At 69.5% G+C, this 21,948-nt stretch carries 25 protein-coding genes; 20 read left to right on the top strand and 5 right to left on the bottom strand.

All coding sequences use genetic code 11. From position 1 onward, the window contains the following. Positions 1–22: 22 nt before the first annotated feature. Complete coding sequence (locus OG430_RS44380) at positions 23–409, bottom strand: DUF302 domain-containing protein (protein ID WP_327358358.1); 387 nt, start codon at positions 407–409, stop codon at positions 23–25. 272 nt (positions 410–681) lie between these two features. Between OG430_RS44380 and speD the strand changes: the two genes are divergently transcribed. The 17 genes from speD to OG430_RS44295 all read left to right on the top strand — a co-directional run bounded on the left by speD (position 682) and on the right by OG430_RS44295 (position 16,997). Then, positions 682–1,089 carry an adenosylmethionine decarboxylase gene (gene speD / locus OG430_RS44375; protein ID WP_327358357.1) on the top strand — a complete coding sequence of 136 codons (408 nt, stop codon included), beginning with the start codon at positions 682–684 and terminating at the stop codon, positions 1,087–1,089. 75 nt (positions 1,090–1,164) lie between these two features. Continuing rightward, positions 1,165–2,286, top strand: coding sequence for an NAD(P)-dependent oxidoreductase (locus OG430_RS44370; RefSeq protein WP_327358356.1), 1,122 nt, complete (start codon positions 1,165–1,167; stop codon positions 2,284–2,286). A 1-nt stretch (position 2,287) separates the two neighbouring features. Next, on the top strand, positions 2,288–3,151 hold the full coding sequence (locus OG430_RS44365; RefSeq protein WP_327358355.1) for a class I SAM-dependent methyltransferase: 864 nt from the start codon (positions 2,288–2,290) through the stop codon (positions 3,149–3,151). Continuing rightward, positions 3,148–3,867: a class I SAM-dependent methyltransferase gene (locus tag OG430_RS44360; protein ID WP_327358354.1), complete on the top strand. Its 720-nt coding sequence runs from the start codon at positions 3,148–3,150 to the stop codon at positions 3,865–3,867. Before OG430_RS44365 ends, OG430_RS44360 begins: the two co-directional genes overlap by 4 nt. 45 nt (positions 3,868–3,912) lie before the next feature. Beyond that, complete coding sequence (locus OG430_RS44355; RefSeq protein ID WP_327358353.1) at positions 3,913–5,040, top strand: aromatic ring-hydroxylating oxygenase subunit alpha; 1,128 nt, start codon at positions 3,913–3,915, stop codon at positions 5,038–5,040. A 14-nt stretch (positions 5,041–5,054) separates the two neighbouring features. Continuing rightward, positions 5,055–5,720, top strand: coding sequence for a methylthioribulose 1-phosphate dehydratase (mtnB, locus tag OG430_RS44350; RefSeq protein ID WP_327358352.1), 666 nt, complete (start codon positions 5,055–5,057; stop codon positions 5,718–5,720). Beyond that, positions 5,717–6,307 carry a 1,2-dihydroxy-3-keto-5-methylthiopentene dioxygenase gene (locus OG430_RS44345; protein WP_327358351.1) on the top strand — a complete coding sequence of 197 codons (591 nt, stop codon included), beginning with the start codon at positions 5,717–5,719 and terminating at the stop codon, positions 6,305–6,307. The genes mtnB and OG430_RS44345 overlap by 4 nt, the downstream gene beginning before the upstream one ends. Further along, on the top strand, positions 6,304–7,023 hold the full coding sequence (gene mtnC / locus OG430_RS44340; protein WP_327358350.1) for an acireductone synthase: 720 nt from the start codon (positions 6,304–6,306) through the stop codon (positions 7,021–7,023). The genes OG430_RS44345 and mtnC overlap by 4 nt, the downstream gene beginning before the upstream one ends. Beyond that, the gene (locus OG430_RS44335) at positions 7,020–8,237 is read left to right on the top strand and encodes an aminotransferase class I/II-fold pyridoxal phosphate-dependent enzyme (RefSeq protein ID WP_327358349.1); all 1,218 of its coding nucleotides are present in this window, start codon (positions 7,020–7,022) and stop codon (positions 8,235–8,237) included. The genes mtnC and OG430_RS44335 overlap by 4 nt, the downstream gene beginning before the upstream one ends. Beyond that, complete coding sequence (locus OG430_RS44330; protein WP_327358348.1) at positions 8,234–9,025, top strand: S-methyl-5'-thioadenosine phosphorylase; 792 nt, start codon at positions 8,234–8,236, stop codon at positions 9,023–9,025. The genes OG430_RS44335 and OG430_RS44330 overlap by 4 nt, the downstream gene beginning before the upstream one ends. A 34-nt stretch (positions 9,026–9,059) precedes the next feature. Further along, positions 9,060–10,286, top strand: coding sequence for a methionine adenosyltransferase (metK, locus tag OG430_RS44325; RefSeq protein WP_327358347.1), 1,227 nt, complete (start codon positions 9,060–9,062; stop codon positions 10,284–10,286). A 1-nt stretch (position 10,287) separates the two neighbouring features. Further along, positions 10,288–11,301, top strand: coding sequence for a carbohydrate kinase family protein (locus OG430_RS44320; protein WP_327358346.1), 1,014 nt, complete (start codon positions 10,288–10,290; stop codon positions 11,299–11,301). A gap of 47 nt (positions 11,302–11,348) precedes the next feature. Next, entirely contained in the window at positions 11,349–11,972 is a 624-nt protein-coding gene (locus OG430_RS44315; protein ID WP_327358345.1) for a TetR/AcrR family transcriptional regulator, read from the top strand. 55 nt (positions 11,973–12,027) lie between these two features. Beyond that, a complete protein-coding gene (locus OG430_RS44310; RefSeq protein WP_327358344.1) occupies positions 12,028–13,272 on the top strand; it encodes an MFS transporter in 1,245 nt (414 codons plus the stop codon). Between the two features lie 540 nt (positions 13,273–13,812). Continuing rightward, positions 13,813–14,604 (top strand): AfsR/SARP family transcriptional regulator, encoded by a 792-nt coding sequence (locus OG430_RS44305; protein WP_327358343.1) that lies wholly within the window; start codon positions 13,813–13,815, stop codon positions 14,602–14,604. A 24-nt stretch (positions 14,605–14,628) separates the two neighbouring features. Next, positions 14,629–16,143 carry an S-methyl-5-thioribose-1-phosphate isomerase gene (gene mtnA, locus OG430_RS44300; protein ID WP_327358342.1) on the top strand — a complete coding sequence of 505 codons (1,515 nt, stop codon included), beginning with the start codon at positions 14,629–14,631 and terminating at the stop codon, positions 16,141–16,143. A 137-nt stretch (positions 16,144–16,280) separates the two neighbouring features. Then, on the top strand, positions 16,281–16,997 hold the full coding sequence (locus OG430_RS44295; RefSeq protein WP_327358341.1) for an MBL fold metallo-hydrolase: 717 nt from the start codon (positions 16,281–16,283) through the stop codon (positions 16,995–16,997). On the opposite strand, the gene OG430_RS44290 is transcribed toward OG430_RS44295, so the two are convergent. Next, a complete protein-coding gene (locus OG430_RS44290; RefSeq protein ID WP_327358340.1) occupies positions 16,994–18,052 on the bottom strand; it encodes an NUDIX hydrolase in 1,059 nt (352 codons plus the stop codon). The two genes, OG430_RS44295 and OG430_RS44290, sit on opposite strands and share 4 nt — an antisense overlap. Before the next feature lie 174 nt (positions 18,053–18,226). On the opposite strand from OG430_RS44290, the gene OG430_RS44285 reads away from it, so the two are divergent. Beyond that, a complete protein-coding gene (locus OG430_RS44285) occupies positions 18,227–19,045 on the top strand; it encodes an NAD-dependent epimerase/dehydratase family protein (RefSeq protein WP_327358339.1) in 819 nt (272 codons plus the stop codon). Here OG430_RS44285 and OG430_RS44280 read toward each other — a convergent pair. Both OG430_RS44280 and OG430_RS44275 read right to left on the bottom strand, forming a co-directional pair. Further along, the gene (locus OG430_RS44280; RefSeq protein WP_327358338.1) at positions 19,020–19,577 is read right to left on the bottom strand and encodes a DUF1772 domain-containing protein; all 558 of its coding nucleotides are present in this window, start codon (positions 19,575–19,577) and stop codon (positions 19,020–19,022) included. The genes OG430_RS44285 and OG430_RS44280 overlap by 26 nt on opposite strands. After that, positions 19,574–19,990 carry a nuclear transport factor 2 family protein gene (locus tag OG430_RS44275; protein WP_327358337.1) on the bottom strand — a complete coding sequence of 139 codons (417 nt, stop codon included), beginning with the start codon at positions 19,988–19,990 and terminating at the stop codon, positions 19,574–19,576. Before OG430_RS44275 ends, OG430_RS44280 begins: the two co-directional genes overlap by 4 nt. Before the next feature lie 39 nt (positions 19,991–20,029). Between OG430_RS44275 and OG430_RS44270 the strand changes: the two genes are divergently transcribed. Beyond that, on the top strand, positions 20,030–20,632 hold the full coding sequence (locus OG430_RS44270; RefSeq protein ID WP_327358336.1) for a TetR/AcrR family transcriptional regulator: 603 nt from the start codon (positions 20,030–20,032) through the stop codon (positions 20,630–20,632). A 92-nt stretch (positions 20,633–20,724) separates the two neighbouring features. On the opposite strand, the gene OG430_RS44265 is transcribed toward OG430_RS44270, so the two are convergent. Next, complete coding sequence (locus OG430_RS44265; protein WP_327358335.1) at positions 20,725–21,243, bottom strand: DoxX family protein; 519 nt, start codon at positions 21,241–21,243, stop codon at positions 20,725–20,727. A gap of 124 nt (positions 21,244–21,367) precedes the next feature. Between OG430_RS44265 and OG430_RS44260 the strand changes: the two genes are divergently transcribed. After that, positions 21,368–21,853, top strand: coding sequence for a MarR family transcriptional regulator (locus tag OG430_RS44260; RefSeq protein ID WP_327358334.1), 486 nt, complete (start codon positions 21,368–21,370; stop codon positions 21,851–21,853). Positions 21,854–21,948: the final 95 nt, after the last annotated feature.

Raw genomic sequence — 21,948 nt, 5'->3', positions numbered from 1 at the left:
TCAGGCCGACTTCGACCCGGCGTCAGGTCAGCGAGGCCAGCGCCGCATCGAGCCGCCGGGTGGCCTCGGCGGCGACCGGCTCGAGGGCGGGCAGCCCAGTGAAGGCCACCATGGCGGCCGGGTCGAGCGCCTGCACGACGGTGGAATCGCCCTCGGTGCGCACCACGACATTGCACGGCAGCAGCAGCCCGATGGCGCGATCGGCCTCCAACGCCCGGTGCGCCAACGGCGGGTTGCAGGCACCGAGAATCAGGTAGTCCTCCATCTCATGACCGAGCTTGGCCTTGAGGGTGGCCTGTACGTCGATCTCGGTGAGCACCCCGAAGCCCTGCTCGGCCAGTGCCTCCCGGACGGCCTTCACGGTGGCGGTGAACTCACTGCGCAGGCGCACGGTGCGGTCGTAGCTCATGGTGTGGGCCTCCCTCGTGTGATGGGTGCCTGGATTCCCGTACGGCAGCGTCTTCCCGTCTGACGGAGCACGCAAGGCGAGCGGCCCGGCAACGTGCCTTGCCGGGGCCATCGAGAGCGGGTCGTTAGCGAGAAGAGAGCTGCCGATTATGCCCCCCTGCTTCAGTGATACCGCAGCGCAGGAACGGAATTTCGATTCCGCGTTGCGGAAGTCAGTGCGTCCATTGCATCTGCGCCTGACTGGCCCCGCCCCGGCAACAGGAGGAGCAACACATGACGGTCGCACCCGAGTCCGTGGAGAAGCTGCCCGGTGAGTACCGCATGGACGACTACGGGCTTTCCTACGCAGGCATCCACATCACTCTCGACCTCTGGGGGGCGGAGCACCTCGACGACGAGGACATAGTCTCCGCGGCGCTGCGTGACGCGGTCGACGCCTGCGGCGCCACCCTGCTCGAACTGAAGCTGCACCGCTTCGCACCGCAAGGCCTCACCGGGGTTGCCGTGCTCAGCGAGTCGCACCTGTCCATCCACTGTTGGCCGGAGAACGGCTATGCGGCGATCGACATCTTCACCTGCGGCGACTCCGACCCGCGCAAGGCCATTCCCGTGCTGCGCAAGGCATTCAACCCGGAGCAGGTGCAGGTGGCCGAACTGAAGCGCGGAATCAACCCCGCCTGACCCACGTCTCCCTGACTTGATCAGGCAAGCACGAGCCAACTGAGCACGCCCGACTCATGCAGTGAAAGGGGAAGCATGGCCACGAGCAAGAGGGTGTCCGTACTCAAGGAGACGCGAGCCGGCGAGAAGCGCGTCATCATCCTGCCCGACCAGGTGACGGAGTTCAGGAACGCCGGATTCGACGTGCTCGTGGAGGAGGGAGCAGGCGCGGAGACCGGCGCGTCCGACCTGACCTACAAAGAGGCCGGCGCGAACATCGTCACGACCGAGCAGGCGTGGCGGGAGAGCGACTTCGTGCTCAAGTACAAGGCGCCCGGACCGGACGAGTACAAGTACCTGCGCAAGGGACTGCGCCTCGGCGCCTTCTTCCACGCCGAAGGAAATCCGGAACTCACCTCGAGGCTCCTGGAAACGGAGACCCAGGCCTACGCATACGAATTCTTCAAGACCCCCGAAGGCATATTCCCGCTGGCCGTACCCGACAGCGAGATCTCGGGAAAGCTCGCCGTTCTCTTCGCGGCCTACCACCTGCAGAGCCACATGGGCGGCTCGGGCGTGCTGCTGGCGGACGTCTCCTACGTGAAGCCGCCACGTGTCCTCGTCATCGGTTACGGCAATGCCGGTGCGGCGGCCGCCCGTACGGCACACGCACTGGGCGCCGAGGTCGTCGTCCTGGGCACCAACCGCGAACGTCTGCGCCGCTTCGCCGCGTCCGTGCCGGGTGTCACCTGCCGCCTCAACACTCCGGACGCCCTCGAACGGGAGGTGGAGCAGGCCGACTTGGTGGTCGGAGCGATTCTGATCTCGACCTACGACACCCCGCCGATGATCGACGAGAACCTGGTCCGCCGGATGAGGCCGGGCTCGATGATCGTGGACGTCACCGTCGGCTACGGCAGTGGATACCTCCCCACGTTCCACAGCCAGACCACTCACACCGACCCGGTCTACGAACGGTTCGGTGTCCTGCACTGCAAGATCGACGCGATGCCAGGCTCCGTTCCCCACACCGCGGCCCGGGCCGTCAGTCCGCTCATCACCCCTTACCTCATCGAGCTCGGCAACTCCCTGTACGAGGGCGTGCCCGCACCCACCGCGGCGAGCGGCATGATCACTGACGGCGGGCGGATCACGCATCACGAGATCGAGCGGCACATGGTCCACGCAGACGCGGCCGCACCGGCGGGAGCCCACTGACATGGCCACTCCCTCCACTGCCACCAGCGGGCCCGTCCCCGAGGCCGGGTACGAACAGCGGGCCCGGTACTACGAAGTCGAGTACCGGACCACGGTGGACCAGGCCTTCCTGCAAAGCCTGGTCACCGACACCACCACATCGATCCTGGAGATTCCCTGCGGGGCCGGGCGCAATACGGACTGGCTCATCGCCGCCGGCCGCGAGACGGTCTGCGTCGATCTCGAACCCGCCATGGTCCGACGGGTCCGGGACCGCATCGCGGCAGCCGGGGCGAACGCCCTGGTCACCGCCGTCCAGGCGGACCTGCGGGAGCTGGACCTCGGCCGCCGCTTCGATCTGATCATCGTGCCCCAAGAGGCGTTCCAACTGGTGGAGAGCCACCAGGACGCCGAGCGTGCCCTGCGGCGCCTGGCCCACCACCTGGCCCCGGGCGGCTCGCTCCTGCTCGACCTGCACAGCTTCGGCCCCGACAACGCGCCGGGCGGACAGGGGACTTCGGCCCTTCCGGACTACTTCGACCCGGCGCTCCCGGACGGACTGCCGGTGACCGAGTGGCGCCGCGACATCGCGCCCTCCGGCTGGCTTGAGCGCTCGCGCGTGCAGCACGACGAGGGGACCCACATGCGGATCGACTATCTCTACCGGCGGGGCGAGGGCGACCGCGTACAGGAGCAGTGGCAGTCCTCGATCCGGTTGCGCCGCTACCGGCGCCCCGAGGTGGAAGCGATGGCCGACCGCGCGGACCTGTACATCGATCGGACGGCCCGGGACTACACCGGCGCCCCGTGGACGCCGGGATCGGCGCGAATGATCACGCTGTTGCGCCCCGCTTCCTCCGCCACCGACCGCCGGGAGGACTCGTGACGGACCGCCTGCTGGACCTGGACCCCACCCAACTCGCCCACTACCGCGGATACTTCGCCGACTTCTTCCACGGCGACTTCTGTCCGGGCATGGGGACCGAAGACATCCTCGACACCCTGGCCGCGTCCGACGCCAAGGGCGACTGGCTCGATCTGGGGGCAGGGCCCTGCACGCTGTTCTGGTCCATCGCCCTGTCGGACATCCGGTCGATCCACAGCTCGGACGCATCCCCCGAAGCCCTCGCCGTGCTGCGGGACGTGGTGGAGGGCGAGGAACTTCCCCGCGCCTTCGAGCAGGTACTCGAGCGGCACGGTCGCGACGTCGGGCACCTCGCCCGCATGCGCTCCCGCATGGCGGGCTACCACGTCTTCGACGCCATGCGCGCCTGGCCCGACAGCTTCGCCGAGCAACGCTTCGACCTCATCACGGAGTTCGGCCTCTTCGGCCTGTCCCCCACCACCGACGGCTACCTCGCGTGCTTCGAGCGGCTGAGCGGTCATCTGCGCGCCGGCGGAAAGGCCATCGGCGCGGACTGGATCCGCAGCGAGCCGTACATCGCCTCAGCCGGCCATGACAACACCTATCTGACCGAGGAACTGGTCGCTGCCGCCGTCGGCGCGGCCGGACTGCGGCTGACCTCCAGCCGGCTGTGCCCCATTGCCGGCGACGAGTTGTACGACGCGCTCATCGTGTGGTCGGCCGAGTCCCCCACCTGACCCCGGCCCAGGGCCACCACGCACCGACACCCAAGAGAGGACGACATGACGGCTCCCCTCCTGCCGCCCAGCCTGATGGCGACGCTCCCCGGGCGCTACTACAGCGACCCGCAGATCTTCGACCTGGAGCAGGACCGGCTCTTCCACCAGTTCTGGTACGGATTCACCCATCTCTCCGACCTGGATGCGCCGGGCAAGTACCGCACGGCCCAGGTCGGCAAGGAGAACGTGATCGTGGTCCGGTCCCACGACGGGACCTTGCGCGCGTTCCTGAACGTCTGCCGGCACCGCGGCACCCGTCTCTGCCCGGAGGAGTTCGGTCAGGTCAAGCGCAACTTCCGCTGCAGCTATCACTCCTGGACGTACAGCCTCGACGGCCGGCTCGTCACCGCCCCGCACATCGCGAAGATGCCCGACGTCGACCCGCTCGAATGGGGGCTCAAGCAAGTCCATGTGCGCGAGTACCTCGGCTACGCATGGGTCTGTCTCGCCGAGGAGCCGCCGTCGTTCGAGGACACGGTCAGCCGCACCGTGACGGAGCGGTTCGGCGATGAGGAGGCCGTCGGCAGCTGGGCCATTCCCGACCTCAAGGTCGGCCGACGCATCAGCTACGAGGTGAAGGCCAACTGGAAGATCGTCGTCGAGAACTTCATGGAGTGCTACCACTGCGCCTCCATCCACCCGGAGTTCGTCGGCGTGGTGACCGAGTACGCCAAGGGATACGCCGCCCAGCACTACGTGGGCCGCGGCATCAGCTTCGGTGAGGACGCCGAGGCGTTCACCGTGGACGGCACCGGCGGCTTCGGCAAGCTTCCCGGCGTCACGGAGGAGCAGGACCGCAAGTACTGGGGCGTCACCATCAACCCGCAGGTCTTCATCAACTTCGTGCCGGACCACGTGATCTTCCACCGGATGTTCCCCGTCGCGGTCGACCGGACGATCGTCGAGTGCGACTGGCTGTACGCCCAGGACGTGCCGGACTCCGGGCCGGAGCTGGACCATTCGGTCGAGCTGTTCCACCGCATCAACCAGCAGGACTTCGATGCCTGTGAGCGCTGCCAGGTCAACATGAAGTCCCGTGTGTACGAGCCCGGCGGAGTCCTCGTGCCGCATGAGCATCACATCGGTGAAGCCTTCCACGATTGGTTCACCAAAGCATTCGGAGCACCGTGAGCAGGGGAGCGCAGATGAACCAGACCGCCGAGGCGCCGCTGCGGGCCGGCGTTGAACCCGAGCGGGGCCACATCGCCGCCGTCTGCCGTGACTTGTTCCGGCGCGGCTGGATGCCGGGTACCGCCGGCAACGTGTCGGTGCGGGCCGGGAACCACGTCCTCATCTCGGCCAGTGGACGCGCCAAGGGCACGATGTCGCGCACCGACACCGTCGCCGTCTCGCTCGCCGACGGCGCGCCGCTCGCCGATGAGCAGGCGCGCCCGTCGGCCGAGACCTCCATCCACCTCGCCGTCTACCGGACGGTTCCGGGCGCCGGTGCGGTCGTGCACACCCACGCCCCGTACGCGACCACGGTGGCCTCGCACGGCCACGCCGCGGGCCGGGTCGACTTCATCGACTGGGAGTTGGCCAAAGGGCTCGGCGTACCCGACGCCTCGCACGTCTCGGTGCCGGTCTTCGCCAACTGGGCCGACGTCCCGCGCATCGCCCGGGATGTCGTGGCCCATCTGGGCACGGGAGCGGGCCCGGCGGTGCCCGCACTGCTCATCTCCCGTCATGGCGTGACGACTTGGGGGCGCGATCTCACCGAGGCCACCAACCGCATGGAATGCGTCGAGATGCTGTGCCGGCTCCTTCTGCTGGCCGGCAACGCCACCGAACAGAGTGAGGACATACGGTGACCCACCTTCACGTGATCCCGGTGGACCAGCCGCGGTCGGTGCAGCTGCGCACGCGGTCCGCCGAGCGCATCCGCTCGGAACTGGACGGCATCGGCGTCCAGTTCGAGCAGTGGGAGGCCCCCCGCGATCTGGCCGAGGGGGCGGACGCCGAGGCGATCCTGGACGCCTACCGGCCCCACGTCGACCGCATTTCCGACAAGGGGGGCTACCGCCTGGTCGACGTGGCCCGGCTGCGGCCCGACTCCGGTGACCCCGAGTGGCCCGCGCGGGCGCGTGCGGCACGGACCAAGTTCCTCGAAGAGCACTTCCACACGGAAGACGAAGTGCGGTTCTTCGTCGAGGGTTCCGGCTGCTTCTACTTGCACGTCGAGGATTTCGTCTACGCCATGGTGTGCACTGCCGGCGACCTGATCTCGGTGCCTGCGCGCACCGTCCACTGGTTCGACATGGGCAACAGCCCTGATTTCACTGCCATCCGCTTCTTCCAGGAGGAGGACGGCTGGGTCGGGAACTTTCTGCCCGACAGCATCGCGAGCCGCTTCCCGACGCTGGATGACCTCAACGCGGCGGTGGGGGCTGCGACATGACCGACGCAGTGGTGCTCGATGTCGAAGGCACCACCAGCGCCGTCGAACACGTCCACGCCGTGCTCTTCCCCTATGCGCGGGCCCGGCTGGCGCAGTGGGTGGCGCGGCACGGCGACGAAAGGCAGACGCGTGCGCTCCTCGACGAGGTCGACCGCAGCTGCGGCCGCCCCGCGGGCGGCGACGACGAGGCCACGGTGGCCACTCTGGTCGAGTGGGCGGACTCCGACCGCAAGCACGCGTCCCTCAAGGCCCTGCAGGGACTGATCTGGCACGAGGGGTACGTCAACGGCGACCTGTCGGGGCATGTGTACGGCGACACGCTTCCCGCACTGCGCACCTGGCGCGGGCGTGAGGCGCGGATCTACATCTACTCGTCCGGTTCCGTCCAGGCGCAGCAGGACTTGTTCGCACATACGCAGTTCGGCGACCTGCGCGCGTGGCTCACCGGCTACTTCGACACGAGTTCCGCCGGCGGCAAACTGTCCACGGCCTCGTACCGGAGCATTGCCCGCAGCATCGAAACCCCGTCGGCCCGAGTGCTGTTCGCCTCGGACAGCGTGCCGGAGCTCGACTCCGCGCGGGCCGCGGGGTGGCGCACGGCATGGGTGGCACGGCCGGAGGAGTGTGGCTCGCCGAACGGCCCGGACCGTTCGCCCGCTGCGGACCATCCTCGCTATCGCAACCTGCTCGACCTGGCCGAGGAGATCGGCCGATGACCGCGGATGTCACGGTGCGCGCCGCCCGGCGCACTGCCGCATGGGGCACGACCGTGTTCACCGAACTGACCGAACTGGCACAGCGGACGGGCGCGATCAACCTCGGCCAGGGCTTCCCCGATTCCGATGGCCCGGCGTCAGTGATCAGCCGGGCCCGGCAGGCACTGGCTTCCGGCGTGAACCAGTACCCGCCCCTCGCGGGCGCGCCGGTCCTGCGGCAGGCCATCGCCCGCCAGCGTGTTCGACGCCATGACAGCTCGTACGACCCCGTCGACGAGATCGTCGTGACGACCGGTGCCACGGAGGCCGTCACCGCCGCCGTGCTGGCCTTGTGCGACCCGGGCGACGAGATCGTGGTCTTCGACCCCTGCTACGACTCCTACCAGGCGGCCGCGGAACTGGCCGGCGCGGTGTGCCGTCGGGTACCGCTGCGCCCCAGCGCCGGGCGTTTCGTCTTCGATCCGCAGGACCTGCACCGGGCTCTGTCGTCCCGCACCCGCGTCCTGCTGCTCAACACCCCGCACAACCCCACGGGCAAGGTCTTCACCCGAGACGAGTCGGACATCATCGCCGAGGTCTGCCGGCGACACGATCTCATCGCGGTGGTCGACGAGGTGTATGAGTACCTGACCTTCGACGGTGCCCTGCACGTCCCGCTCGCCGGCCTGCCCGGTATGCGCGAGAGAACCATCTCCGTGTCCTCCGCGGGCAAGACCTTCAGCCTCACTGGCTGGAAGGTGGGCTGGGCGTGCGGTCCTGCCCACCTGATCCGCGCGTTGCGGTCGGTCAAGCAGTACCTGACCTTCGCGGGTGCGGCTCCCCTGCAGGGCGCCGTCGCCTGGGCACTCGATCACGAGGAGGGCTGGGTCGCCGGCCTGCGGGAGCGCCTTCAACAGCAGCGCGATGTGCTGGCTGAGGGCCTGCGCCTGGCCGGTCTCGATGTGATCCGTGCGGAGGGCGGCTACTTCCTCCAGGCCGACGTGGCGACGGCGGGGCGGGGCGACGGCGCCCGGTTCTGTCGGGACCTGCCCGCACGCTGCGGTGTCGTGGCGATCCCGACCAGTGCGTTCGCCGGGGATCCCGAGCCGTACCGGGAGCTCGCACGCTTCGCCTTCTGCAAGGACCTCGATCTGCTCACCAGGGCGGCCCGGGCGATCGCGTCGCCTCCGGAAACCAGGTCCGCCCTGCCCCATCCATCACAGGAGTTGACATGACCAAGTCCCGGCCACAGATCGGGATCATCGGCGGGTCCGGCCTGTACTCGCTGTTCACGGACGCTCGGGAAGAGTTTCCCGATACTCCCTATGGCAAGGCCAGTGCGGCACTCACCATCGGCCGGCTGGGCGGCCGCGAGGTCGCCTTCCTGCCCCGGCACGGCCGCCACCACCAGTACGCCCCGCACGGGATCAACTACCGCGCGAATGTGTGGTCGCTGCAGGCGGCCGGTGTCCAGCAGATCATCGGCGTCGGCGCGGTGGGCAGCCTGACCCCGTCGATTCCGCCCGGCAGTCTCGTCGTACCCGATCAGCTCGTGGACCGTACGACGAGCCGCGTCCAGACCTATTTCGACTGCCCCCGCGTCGCCCACGCCTCGTTCGCCGACCCCTACTGCCCAACAGGTCGCCGCACGGCGTTGCAGGCGGCCGAGAAGTGCGGTTGGCCGCCGGTCGACGGTGGTGTGCAGGTCGTCATCGAAGGGCCCCGGTTCTCCACGCGGGCCGAGTCCCAGTGGTACGCGGCCCAGGGCTGGTCGACCATCGGCATGACAGCGCATCCCGAGGTCGTCCTCGCTCGTGAACTCGGGCTGTGTTACACGCCGTTGTCGCTGGTCACCGATCTCGATGCCGGTGTCGAGGAGGGCAACGGGGTGACCCAGCACGAAGTCATGGAGGCCTTCGCGACCAGCCTGGGGCGACTGCACGGCGTGCTCGACGAACTGGTCCCGCTGCTCGCCGAGGAGCGCGAATGCGCCTGCGCGTCGTTGCGGCCCGGCGCGCTCTGACCCGCACTCCCATCGAACAGCTGAAGGGCACCCCGTGACTTCTTCCTACCTTTTCACCTCGGAGTCCGTGACCGAGGGTCACCCCGACAAGATCGCTGACCAGATCAGCGACACCATCCTCGATGCGCTTCTGCGGGAGGACCCGACTTCCCGGGTCGCCGTGGAAACGCTGATCACCACCGGCCTGGTGCACGTGGCCGGCGAGGTCACGACCAAGGCGTACGCGCCGATCGCGCAGCTGGTGCGCGACAAGATCCTCGAGATCGGCTACGACTCCTCGAAGAAGGGCTTCGACGGCGCCTCCTGCGGCGTCTCGGTGTCCACCGGCGCGCAGTCCCCGGACATCGCGCAGGGCGTCGACACCGCGTACGAGAAGCGGGTCGAGAGTGCCGCCGCAGGTGAAGGAGGAGACGAGCTCGACAAGCAGGGCGCGGGCGACCAGGGCCTGATGTTCGGGTACGCCTCGGACGAGACGCCCGAGCTGATGCCGCTCCCGATCCACCTGGCGCACAAGCTTTCCAAGCGCCTGTCCGACGTGCGCAAGAACGGGACCATCCCCTACCTGCGCCCCGACGGCAAGACCCAGGTCACCATCGAGTACGACGGCGACAAGGCCGTCCGCCTCGACACGGTCGTCGTCTCCTCGCAGCACGCGTCGGACATCGACCTGGACTCGCTGCTCGCGCCCGACATCCGCGAGTTCGTCGTCGAGCCCGTTCTGGCCCAACTCGCCGACGACGGCATCAAGTTGGAGACCGAGGGCTACCGCCTGCTGGTCAACCCGACCGGCCGCTTCGAGATCGGCGGCCCGATGGGCGACGCCGGCCTGACCGGCCGCAAGATCATCATCGACACCTACGGCGGCATGGCCCGCCACGGTGGCGGCGCCTTCTCGGGCAAGGACCCGTCCAAGGTCGACCGCTCGGCCGCCTACGCTATGCGCTGGGTCGCGAAGAACGTCGTCGCCGCGGGTCTCGCCTCGCGTTGCGAGGTCCAGGTCGCGTACGCGATCGGGAAGGCCGAGCCCGTCGGTCTGTTCGTGGAGACCTTCGGCACCGCCACGGTCGACGTGGACAAGATCGAGCACGCCATCGCCGAGGTCTTCGACCTCCGCCCGGCAGCGATCATCCGCGACCTCGACCTGCTCCGCCCGATCTACGCCCAGACCGCCGCGTACGGCCACTTCGGCCGTGCGATCCCGGACTTCACCTGGGAGCGCACCGACCGCGTGGACGCGCTGCGCAAGGCCGCGGAGCGCTGAAGTGAAGGTCGCGATCACCGGATCCATCGCCACCGACCATCTGCTGACGTTCCCCGGGCGGTTCGCGGAACAGCTGCTGCCCGAGCACCTTGCCCATCTGTCGCTGTCGTTCCTGGTGGACGGTCTGGAGGTGCGCCAGGGCGGCGTCGCGGCGAACATCGCGTTCGGACTGGGCGCCCTGGGCCACCGAGCCCTACTCGTGGGCGCCGTCGGCCCCGATTTCGCCGATTACGGTCGCCGGCTCACCGCCCGGGGCGTCGACCTCGCGGCGGTGCGGGTTTCGACCACACAGCACACGGCCCGTTTCACCTGCACGACCGATCAGGAGGGCAATCAGCTCGCGTCCTTCTATCCGGGAGCCATGGCCGAGGCCTCCGGGATAGACCTCACCACCGTCCTGCGCGAACACGCCCCGGGTCTCGTCCTGATCGGGGCGGACGATCCGGAGGCGATGCTGCTGCACACCCGGGCATGCCGGTCTCTGGGCATCCGCTTCGCCGCCGACCCCTCGCAACAGCTGGCCCGGCTGGACGGCGCGATGTGCCGCGAACTCGTCAGCGGCGCCGACCACTTGTTCACGAACGAGTACGAGGATGCGCTCCTTCTCCGGAAGACCGGCTGGACCCGCGGCGAGGTGCTCGGCCGCGTCGGCACCTGGGTCACCACGCTGGGCGAGCGGGGGTGCCGCATCGAAGCGGCGGACAGGCCCGCCACCGAGGTCGCCGCCGTGCCCGTCGTCACGGTCGTGGATCCCACCGGTGCCGGGGACGCCTTTCGGGCCGGTTACCTGGCGGGACTGAGCTGCGGCCTGGACGCCGGCCGCTCCGCCCGGGCCGGATCCACCATGGCCGCCCTCGCACTGGAGGCGGCGGGCACACAGACGTATGAGGTCGTGCCGGAACGCGTGGACTCGCTGCTGCGCACCACGTACGGCGCAGTCGCTCCCCGGCTGAGGGACTTCGGGTGGACGGAGGGAGCACGGCCGCCGTCCGTCGCCGGATCCACACACGGATAGAACGTTCCGTCTATCATGTGCATAGAACGTTCCGTATAGTCACCGTCATGATCCTCCACCCCTCCGAGCAGGCCCCCCGGCCCTCCGCCCGCGAACGCCTGCTCACCGCTGCCGACGACCTCTTCTACGCGCAGGGGCTGGACGCCACGGGAGTCGACGCGATCATCGAAGCGGCCGACGTCGCACGGATGACGTTCTACAAGCACTTCCGCGGCAAGGACGCCCTGATCGTCGCCTACCTCGAGCAGCGCGACATCCGCTGGCGACGTCTGCTGGCCGAGACCCTGACCGCGGCCGGGCCGGACCCCCTGGCCCGAATCCGCTCGGTCTTCGAGGCGCTGGCCACCTGCCACACCGAACCCGGCTTCCGGGGCTGCTCGTTCGCCAATGCCACCGCTCAGCTGGCCCATCGCGAGCACCCGGCACGCGCCATCGTGACGGGGCACAAGGCGGCCCTGCGCACCGAGCTCGCCCAACTCGTCGACCAGGCGGGCTTCCTGAGCGCCGAGGAACTGGTCGACACGCTCCTCATCCTCTACGAGGGCGCCAGCACCACCCAGGCGCTGGGCACCGTCGAGGACTCCATCGCGAAGGCGCGCACAGCGGTGGACCGGCTCCTGGACTCCTGGCCCCGGACCGGCCGCGCGGAGGGCGTTCAGGACACCCCGTAGGACACCCACCTGTCCGGATCAGCAAACTCCCCCACACAGAAGGCGTGATGCCACGATGAGCCGTCGCAATCCTCGACTGTCCATCGCCTGGAAGGTGGGCATGGCAGGCGTCGCGGCCCAGGGCGTCACCTTCGGGTTCGCCCGCTATGGATACGGCCTCTTCCTGCCGGAGATACGCCGCCAGTTCGACCTGTCGGTCTCCCTGGTCGGAGTCATCGGCAGCGCGACCTACGTCAGCTACCTGATCGCCCTGCTGCTCGTCGGCGTCCTCTCCACCCGATGGGGGCCCCGCCCCCTGGTCATCTGCGGCGGCATGTCGGCGGCGGCGGGCATGCTCCTTGTGGCGTACGCACACGGGACCGGGATGCTGATCGCCGGGCTGGTCATGGCCGGACTGAGCCCAGGGTTCGCCTGGGCCCCTTACTCCGACGCCGTGGACCGCATGGTCCCCGTCCACCAGCGCGAGCGGGTCATGGCACTGATCCCCAGCGGCACGGCATTCGCGGTCATCATCGCCGGACCTCTGGCCATCGTCGCCCAGGGCCCCACATGGCAGTACGCGTGGACGGCCTTCGCCGTGGCCGCACTCGCCGTCACCCTCTACAACGCCCGCATCCTGCCCGGCGGATCGCACCACCACGCTCCGCGCACACCCCAACAGCGCCTCGGTCTGCGCTGGTTCGCCCGGCGGCCGGCCGTACCGCTGTACGCCACAGCACTGTCCTACGGACTGATCGGCGCGGTCTACTGGACCTTCGCCGTGGACGCCGTGTCCCAGGACCTCAAGGACAACGACCCCACCGGTCCGCTCTTTTGGACCCTGATGGGCCTGGCGGGCACGGCGGGGGTGTTCACCGGCTCCCTCATCCAGCGCCTGGGACAGCGCCGCACCCAGATGCTGCTCTTCCTCGCCATGGCCGTCGCCATCGCCCTGCTGGGCGTGGCGCCCGGGGCGATCCCCGCCGTAGCGGCCTCGGCCGTGCTCTACGGCCCGGCCTTCATGGCCGGTTCGGGTCTGCTCGCCGTCTGGAGCTACCAGGTCTTCCCCGAACGCCCGTCGACCGGCTTCAGCTCCACGGTGTTCTTCCTCGGCATCGGCACCATCATCGGCCCCACGGCCCTGGGGGTCGTCGCCGACCGCTTCAGCCTGAGCGCGGCCTTCCTGCTCACCGCCGCCATCGCGGTACTGACACTGCTCGCCGGGCCGAGCCGCCCAGTAGGTGCCGTCCGGGGCGCGGAACACGAGACGGTCGACGCTCAGCACGCAAAAGCCGAGTACCGCAGCGGGACACACAGCTGATACGTGAACAGCGCACGCCCATAGACACCACGCAGTATCAAAGATGGGAAGGAATTCTCATGACAGAGCTGCTCCATCGCGTGATGCGATTTATCAGGGACATCACCTACGGAATCGACGCGGGTCACGCGATACGCCATGGACTGAAGCCGCGGATTCCCTGCAATTCATCTCCGTGGACGAGTTCCTCTGTACGCATCTGTAACCGACGCGAAATCAGGTAGGGCCACTTCGCCCGTTTCACATCACCGCAGGCCAAGCCGCAATGGCGGCAATTTCCGCATGCCGGAACACCTTTCGCGAAACTTGCGGGACGCCACTCCCTTGTCATGACTCAAACGAGCCATACCCGTGGCGCGAACAAACTCTTGACCATGGCGACCGTCGGATGAATATGCTACTGACTGTTGCCCGGTCAACCGAAAGAGAAAGAGCAGCGAGCCGCACCACACCCGCCATCGGCAATGCGCCAGATCCAAGAAAGCGCTATGGCCCGTTTTGGGAGAACCAATGGAATTCAGGGCACTAGGCCCACTTGTCATGAATGACGCCGGAGCCTGCCGGCTCCCCTCGGCCCCCAAGACGCGCCAGCTGTTAGCGCTGTTCGTCCTGTACAACAACACTCCGGTCTCCATGGCCATGTGCCTGGAGGAACTGTGGGGCAACCACGGCCCACGGAGCGCCGTCCAGAGCCTCCACACCCGCATCATGCACATCCGGCACGCACTGGCCGCATCCCCGTCGATCGGCTCGCACGAGGGCGCCAAGCAGGCTCTGACCACCCAGCATCGCGGCTATCAACTGCACGCCGCTCCGGGCAGCGTCGACCTCCACCACCTCGAACGGCACGTCGCGGAATCACGCCGCGCCGAAGCCGCAGGCGACGAGCGCAGACTGCGGTTCGCCCTGCGCGCGGCACTCCAGCTCTGGCACGGTCCGGCCCTCACCGACGTCGAACTGGGCAGCTACCTCCAGGCCCGCGTCACGGGACTGGAAGAGCTGCGCCTCACCCTCCTCGACCAGCGCATCGAGGCCGAACTGCGCCTCGGCATGCACCATGAACTCCTCCCCGAACTCAGCCAGTTGGCCGCCGAGTATCCGGCGCACGAGAACTTCCACGCGCAGTACATGCTCGCCCTGTACCGCTCCGGCCGAGCAGCCCAGGCCCTCGATGCCTACCACCTGCTGCGAGGGTCCCTCAATCAGAACCTGGGCATCGACCCCTCACCGAGGCTGCGCGGCATTCACAGCGCCATCCTCAACGCCGACCCCGAACTGACCACGCCGCCCTCACGCGGCCGGGCACTGTCACTGGACCTGTTCAGCGCCTGACACCGAACGGAAAGGACCACCCTGGTGGAACGCTCCATCACCTGGGACAGCGGCACCATTCGCACCCTCGACCAGCGAGCTCTCCCCCATGAACGACGCATCATGCGGCTGACCACCGTCGATCAACTCGTCGATGCCATAGAGACTTTGGCGATACGCGGCGCACCTGCCGTCGGAGTGGCCGGCGCGCTCGGCGTCGCGCTGGCCGCCCGCCACCACACCGTGGACGGCCTGCTCGACCGGCCCGCCGTCCAGGTACAGGCCGAGCGCATCGCCACCGCGCGCCCCACGGCGGTCAACCTCGCCTGGGGCGTACGACGGGCACTGACCCGGCTCCCAGAAGGTGCCGACGCCGTGCTCGACGAGGCGCTCACCATGCTGGACGAGGACGAACAGGCGAACCGCGATGCGTCCGCCAGGGCCGCGCGATTCCTGCGCGAGCAGTGCGGACCGGGGCCGTTGCGGATCCTGACCCACTGCAACACCGGGCGGCTGGCCACCGTCGCCTGGGGTACGGCGCTGGGCACGATCCGCGAACTGGCGGCGGCCGGCCAGGTGCAGGAGGTCATCGCCGGCGAGACCCGCCCGCTGCTCCAGGGCGCGCGCCTGACCGCGTGGGAACTCGCGGAAGAGGGTATTCCGCACCGCCTGTGCGTGGACTCGGCCGGCCCGGCTGCCATCGCCACGGGCATGGTCGACTGCGTGATCGTGGGAGCCGACCGCATCACCGCCCGAGGCGATGTGGCAAACAAGATCGGCACCTACCCCCTCGCCATTGCCGCGCAACGCGCCGGGATCCCCTTCGTCGTCGTCGCGCCCGAGTCCACCGTGGACGTGACCGTGCTGGACGGCGCCGGCATCCGCATCGAGGAGCGCGCCGACGAGGAAGTGACGCACCACGCCGGACAGCTCATGGCACCGGTGGGCACCCGAGCCTTCAACCCGGCGTTCGACGTCACCCCTGCGGACCTGGTGACGGCCGTCGTCACCGAATCACGGACACTCAGGCCCGGCGGCGAACTGGCGGAGCGCGTCGCCGCACGCATCCAGGTCGTGGCGGACTTTCCCACACCCGGCGTCAGCTTCCAGGACCTCGGCCCGCTCTACGCGGATCCGGCGCTGGTCCGGGATACGGCCACGGCGATATGGCGGCAGTTTCAGGGCCGGTTCGACTGCGTACTGGCCCTGGAAGCCCGCGGGTTCCCGATCGGCAGCGCCGTCGCGCAGCGGGCCGGTGCCCCCCTGATCCTTGCCCGCAAGCCCGGCAAGCTCCCCGGCGAGGTCGTCTCCGTCAGCTACGGCCTTGAGTACGGGAACGATCGCCTGGAGATGCAGTCCGACGCGCTGGCTCCCGGTGCACGTGTCCTGATCATCGATGACGTACTCGCTACCGGCGGCACGCTGGAAGCCGCGGCCCAGCTGGTCAAAGGCAGCGGGGGACACATCGGCGGACTCGCCGCCATCGTCGAACTCGGCGGGCTCGGCGGACGCGGCCGGCTGACTCCCCACGAGGTCTTCTGCGTCCACGACGTCACGTGATGCGCGAACTGCATTTCAGCCCCACGGCCCGCTCGGCCACCTGCGTCACCGACTGACGCGTACTCCGCAAGCTGAACCAATCCGCCCACAGCGAAGGCCCCTCGCCACCCGGCGAGGGGCCTGCCTAGTGTCGCGCCATGGACCTCATCAAGATCCTTCCCGAGCTGCACCTGCTCCGTTTCCCCGTCGGCCAGGCCTATCTGTGGCGTGACGAGGACGAGTTGACGCTCATCGACGCCGGGGCGGTGGGCGCGGGGCCGCAGATCGCGGGCGCCGTCACGCGGCTCGGGCTGCGGCCCGTCGACGTACGCCGCATCGTGCTCACGCACTTCCACGAGGACCATGCGGGCGGCGCCGGCGAGTTCGCCGCGCTCAGTGGGGCGCAGGTGCTCGCGCACCGGCTCGACGCGCGGATCGTACGCGGTGAAGTGCCGGGCCCGGCGCCCGTGTTGGAGGAGTGGGAGCTGCCGATCTGGGCCGAGGTGGCGCCGCAGCTGCCGCCCGCGCCCGCCGAGCCGGTCGTGCCCGACGTGCTGGACCTGGAGGACGGCGACGTCCTCGACTTCGGCGGCGGCGCCCGCGTGGTGCACGCGCCCGGGCACACGGACGGCAGCATCGCCCTGCATCTGCCGCGCCACGGCGTGCTGTTCACCGGCGATGCGGTGGCGGCCTCGCCGGTGGACGGGCAGGTGATGCTCGGCGTGTTCAACCTGGACCGGGAGCAGGCCCTGGCCTCGTTCCGCGAACTGGCGGCCCTCGATACCCGGGTCGCGTGCTTCGGGCACGGCGACCCGGTGACCGAGGACGGCGGCGCGGCGCTGCGGGCGTCGGCCGACGGGTACGCCCACCTCTAGGTGCCGAGCGGAATGCCCGCCTCCAGGTAGAGCGCGGCGCCCTGTTCGCGGGCCCGCAGGGCCCAGCGCAGCCGCTCGTAGCGGACCGGTGGCAGCAGGTCGGCCGCTTCCTGTTCGCTGACGAAGCGGCAGCCGCGGAGTTCGGGTCCGGGCAGCAGCAGCCGCTCGGTGGCACCGCTGTCGAGGCGTCCGCCGTCGAACAGCAGGCGCATCCCGCCGTATCCGGGGGGCTTGGGCGGCTCCCAGTCGACGACCAACAGGCGGGGCAGGCACTCCAGTTGGATGCCGGTCTCCTCGGCCACCTCGCGCACGCCCGCGCGTGCGGGTGCCTCGCCGGCCTCGACGACGCCTCCGGGGAATTCCCAGCCCGCCTTGTACGTGGGGTCGACGAGCAGGACCCGGTCCTGTTCGTCGAAGAGGAGGACGCCGGCGGCGAGGGTCTCGGCGGTGGGTTCGGGGGTCTGCACGATGTCGCTGACGCCGGCCGCTCCGGTGCGCACGGCGTCGGCGATGCGTCGGGCGGTCTCGTGCGGCGTGAGGGCGCCGGTGTCGACGACGTACGCATCCGCCGTGAGCCAGTTCGCCAGGGCTTCGCGGTAGGGCTCGATGTGGCCGTACGACCACTGGGTCACGCGCGCCGCGAGGTCTTCGCCGGCTTCGCCGCTCTGCTCGATCGCCGTCTGCCGGGCGGCCATTCGCTCGCGCAGGATCGTTTCCGCCGGGGCGAGGAGGACATGCCGCACGGTGATCCTGCGGGAGGCGAGCCCGCCGAAGATCTCGTCGCGGTAGTCCTGGCGCAGCAGCGTCATCGGCACCACGAGCACGCCCCCGACCTCGGCGAGCAGCGCGGCCGCGGCGTCGACGACGAGGCGCCGCCACAGGGCCAGGTCCTGGTAGTCGCTCACGGCGGCGAGGCGCTTGGCGGGCAGCAGGTGCGCCAGGCCGCCGCCGATGACCTCGGGGTCGAAGAGCGTGCTGTTCGGGATCAGGTCGACCAGTTCCGTCGCGGCGCTCGACTTGCCCGCGCCGAACGCGCCATTGACCCAGACGATCACGTTTCCCCCTCTTCTGCCGGCCCGCGGTGGCCCTGCTACCGCTGGCTCTGGCTTGCCCGCTTCACCCTGCCGGGAAAACCCTGTTCCGCCGCCCTGACCGGTGACGACCGGTGCTGCGAGGATAGACACCGTACGCAATGACGTGAGGGCGAAGTCCTGTGAGGGGGAAGCGCGATGGAGCGGGGAACGGCAGGTCCGGGGACTGTGGCGATCACCGGTGCGGCGGGCAGCATCGGCGCGGTGGTGCGCAGGGCGCTGCGCGGCGAGGTGGGGCGGCTGGTCCTGCTCGACCGGGTTCCGCTGGAGGCGGAGACCGCCAACGAGGCGGTCCACACGGTCGATCTGCTGGATCCGACGGCCCTGGAGTCGGCGCTCGTGGGCGTGGACGCCGTGCTGCACCTGGGCGGCATCGCGGACGAGGCCCCGCTGCCCGACCTGCTGCAGGTCAACGTCCTGGGAACGCACCACGTCCTGGAGGCCGCCCGCAGGCTCGCGATTCCCCGTGTGGTGCTGGCCGGCAGCAACCGCGTGGCCGGTTTCTACCCCACCGCGCACCGCACCAACTCGCAGGACCCGGTGCGGCCCGACGGCCTCTACGGCGTGAGCAAGGCGGCCGTCGAGGCGCTGGGGCAGCTGTACGCGGACAAGTTCGGCCTCTCCGTGCTCTGCCTGCGCATCGGCAGCTTCGAGGAGGCCCCCAGCGAACCGCGCCACCTGGCCACCTGGTTGAGTCCGCGCGACGCCATCGGCTTCTGCCGCGCGGCCCTCACCGCCGCGCCCGCCCCGGGCTTCACGACGGTGTACGCGGTCTCCGCCAACTCACGCCGATTCTGGGAACTCCCGGCCCCCTTCGAGCTGGCGTACACGCCCGTCGACAACGCCGAGGATCACGCGGCGCACATTCCGGGAGCGGACGTTCCCGCGGATCCGACGGCCGCGCAGGCGGGGCCTTATGCGCGGCCCGAGTTCACTTTGAAGCACCTTCGCCCCTGAGGGACGGCCGTTCCTTACGTACGTTCGTCCCTGAAGCTCCATCCGTGTCTTGAGCAGCGGGGCCGCGGCGCAGGGCAAGCAGGATCAGCAGGGCGAAGGCGGCGAAAGCGGTGGCCGTGCGGGCGTAGTTGAACGCCTCCCAGCGCGCCAGGATCTCGGCGTGGTCGGCGGGTGCGGAGGTGGCCGCCCACTCCTTGATGCGGCCGTTGATGGGGACGTTGCCGAGGCGGGTGATGAGGAAGGACGCGACGGTGAGGAGTCCGGCCACTGCGGCCGACCGCCGTGCGGTGCCGCGGGTGATGACGGCAAGGGTGAGGGCGCTGAGTGCCGAGATGCCCATGGCGCCTTGCATGGTGATGCCGTTCATCTGCATCAGCTGGGCGTGGAAGTGCAGCCTCATGTCGAGCGGTACGGCGTTGAACGTGGGGACGAGGTTGGCCGCCCCGTAGCCGAAGGCGCCGGCGAGGGCGCCGGTGGACAGCAGGGCGAGGCCCTGGACGAGCCGGACGGTTGTGCTCGACGGCGTCTTCACGCGGTGGGGTTCTCGGTGCTGTGCTCGGTGCCGTTCGCGGCGTCCAGGTTGCGGCCCAACTGGTTGACGCGCCGCACCCGTCCGTCCGCGGCGACCTCGCCGATCAGGATCAGCTCCATCACCACGCGCCCGAGCTTGCGGTGGTCGGCGCTGAGTTGGCAGCGCGCGGCGAACCGGTTGCCGTCGACAAGGAGGTCGTCCACGCGCATGTCACCGGCAAGGACGTTCTTGCGGGCCGGGCGGGCATGCGCGATCAGCTTGTCTCGGGTCAGTTCCGCGCCGCCGGTCACCCAGACCGCGTCCTCGGTCAGGGTGCGGTCCACGATCTGCGCCGGATCCTCGTCGGAGAGGGCCATGTCGCGGGTGTAGTCGATGAGGAGGCGGCGTGCGGCCGCCGCAGTTATCTCTGACATATGTGTCATCTTTGAGGCGCGCTGTTAGCATTGTCAACTGTGTCAGAGATAAGGCGTCGTCGTCAGCGCTCCGAGGTCGGACGGAACCGTGCAGCCCTGGTGGCGGCGGCGATCCGCACGCTTGCCGAGCGTCCCGAAGCGAGCATGGCCGAGATCGCGTCCGCGGCAGGCGTGGCACGGCAGACCGCGTATGCGCACTTCGGCACGCGCGAGGCGCTCCTCGCCGCGGTGCGCGACGAGTTGAGCCGACGGGCGGTCGCCGTATTGGACACGGCCCACATCGAGTCCGGCACCGCCACCGAAGCCCTCGCCCGGTTCCTCGACGCGACCGCCACCTTGATGACCGAGCGGTCGGCATCCCCTCACGCGGACGCCGACTCGGACGCCGACTCGGACCGGGACGCGGAACGCCACCTGCCCGTCGAGGAACGGCTGGCGGCCCTGATCCGCCGCGGCCGCGACAGCGGCGAGTTCACCACCGACCTGGATACCGCCTGGCTCATCACCGCGACGATCACGCTCGGCCACGCCGCCGACCGGCAGATCCGCACCGGGCGCCTGAGCGCACGGGTCGCGGCACACCAGTTCCGGACCTCGGTGATGCGGTTGTACGGCGCCGACGACCCCAACCCCGCCGGGTGATGGGCGGCAGGGGCAGGCGCAGGCGGCACCACTCGGCCGCCCCCACTCGGCCGCCCCCAACCGGCGGCAGCGACAGTTGGCGAGCACACCCTCTACCGGGTGCCGGTGGCGAGTCCGGCCGGGGTCGGGTGATCCGCCGACGGCGCCTGGTCCTGCTGGGCCTTGAAGAGCGCGATGACGACGGCGATGGCCGCAGGGACCAGGACCGCGACGGCCACGGCCGGCATCCATGCCTTCAAGTCGAAGGAAGCGGCGGTGAGTTGACCCCAGCGCCCGACGGCCACCGCGGCGGCGACGCCGGCCAGGAGGCTGGTCTCGATCACGTTGAGATGTTCGTTGAGGCGCACATGGAATCCGGCAGCCATCAGGCTGACCAGGGCGATCCCGACCGCGGCCACGGGGGTGAGCCACGGCAGGGTCGTGGTCGCCAGAGGCAGGACGAGCCCGGCGGCGGCCAGCACTTCGGCCAGGCCGGTGACGACCACCTGGGAACGGGGCAGTCCGGAGAAGCCCGTCCATCGATCCAGACCGCGACCGAGGACCTTGGGGGCTCCGGCCCCCAGGAAGAACAGAGCGAGAAATCCTTGCGCGGTCCACAGAGCTACGTTCACGAACGTGTCCATCGTGGTGCCCTTCCCTTGGATGTTCGGCTTGGGCCGGTCTCGGCCCGGCACCCGTCAATGCGGATGCCGTATCATACGAGAACGATATCAACTCGTACGGGAGTCGTGCAATATGAGTTCCAAACAAGATGGGGCGCAGGGGCGCCAGCAGCGGGTCCGGACCGTCAAGGAGGCCCTGCGCGACCTCAACATCCAACTGTCGCTCCTCAACCGGCAGTTCGGCGCGCACGTGGACCTCAAGGACGCCGACTGGAACTGCCTGGACCTCATCAACCGGCACGGACCGCTCAGCCCCACGGCGCTGGCGCGCAAGGCCGGCCTGCACCCCGCCACCATGACCGGCGTCCTGGACCGCCTCCAGCGCGGCGGCTGGATCACCCGCGAACGCGTGCCGGAGGCCACCGACCGCCGCGCGGTCACCGTGCGGGCGCTCCGCGAGCGCACGCCCGAGCTGTTCCGGCTCTTCGCCGGCATGAACGCCGAGATGGACACGCTGTGCCAGGACTACAGCGACGACGAACTCGACCTCATCGCGACCTTCCTGCAGCGCACCACGGCCGCCGGTGGCATCGCCACCGACCAGCTCGCATCCGACTGACGCAGCCGTGCCCCCGAACGGCTCCGGCTGAGCCAGCACCACCCCGGCTCGTCCATCCGGGCGCATTGACCGCGGCCCCGGATGTCCTCACCATC

The sequence above is a fragment of the Streptomyces sp. NBC_01304 genome, assembly GCF_035975855.1.
GTDB lineage: Bacteria > Actinomycetota > Actinomycetes > Streptomycetales > Streptomycetaceae > Streptomyces.
Note: the sequence above shows the minus strand (reverse complement) of the source record. Positions and strands in the feature narration are given on the sequence as shown.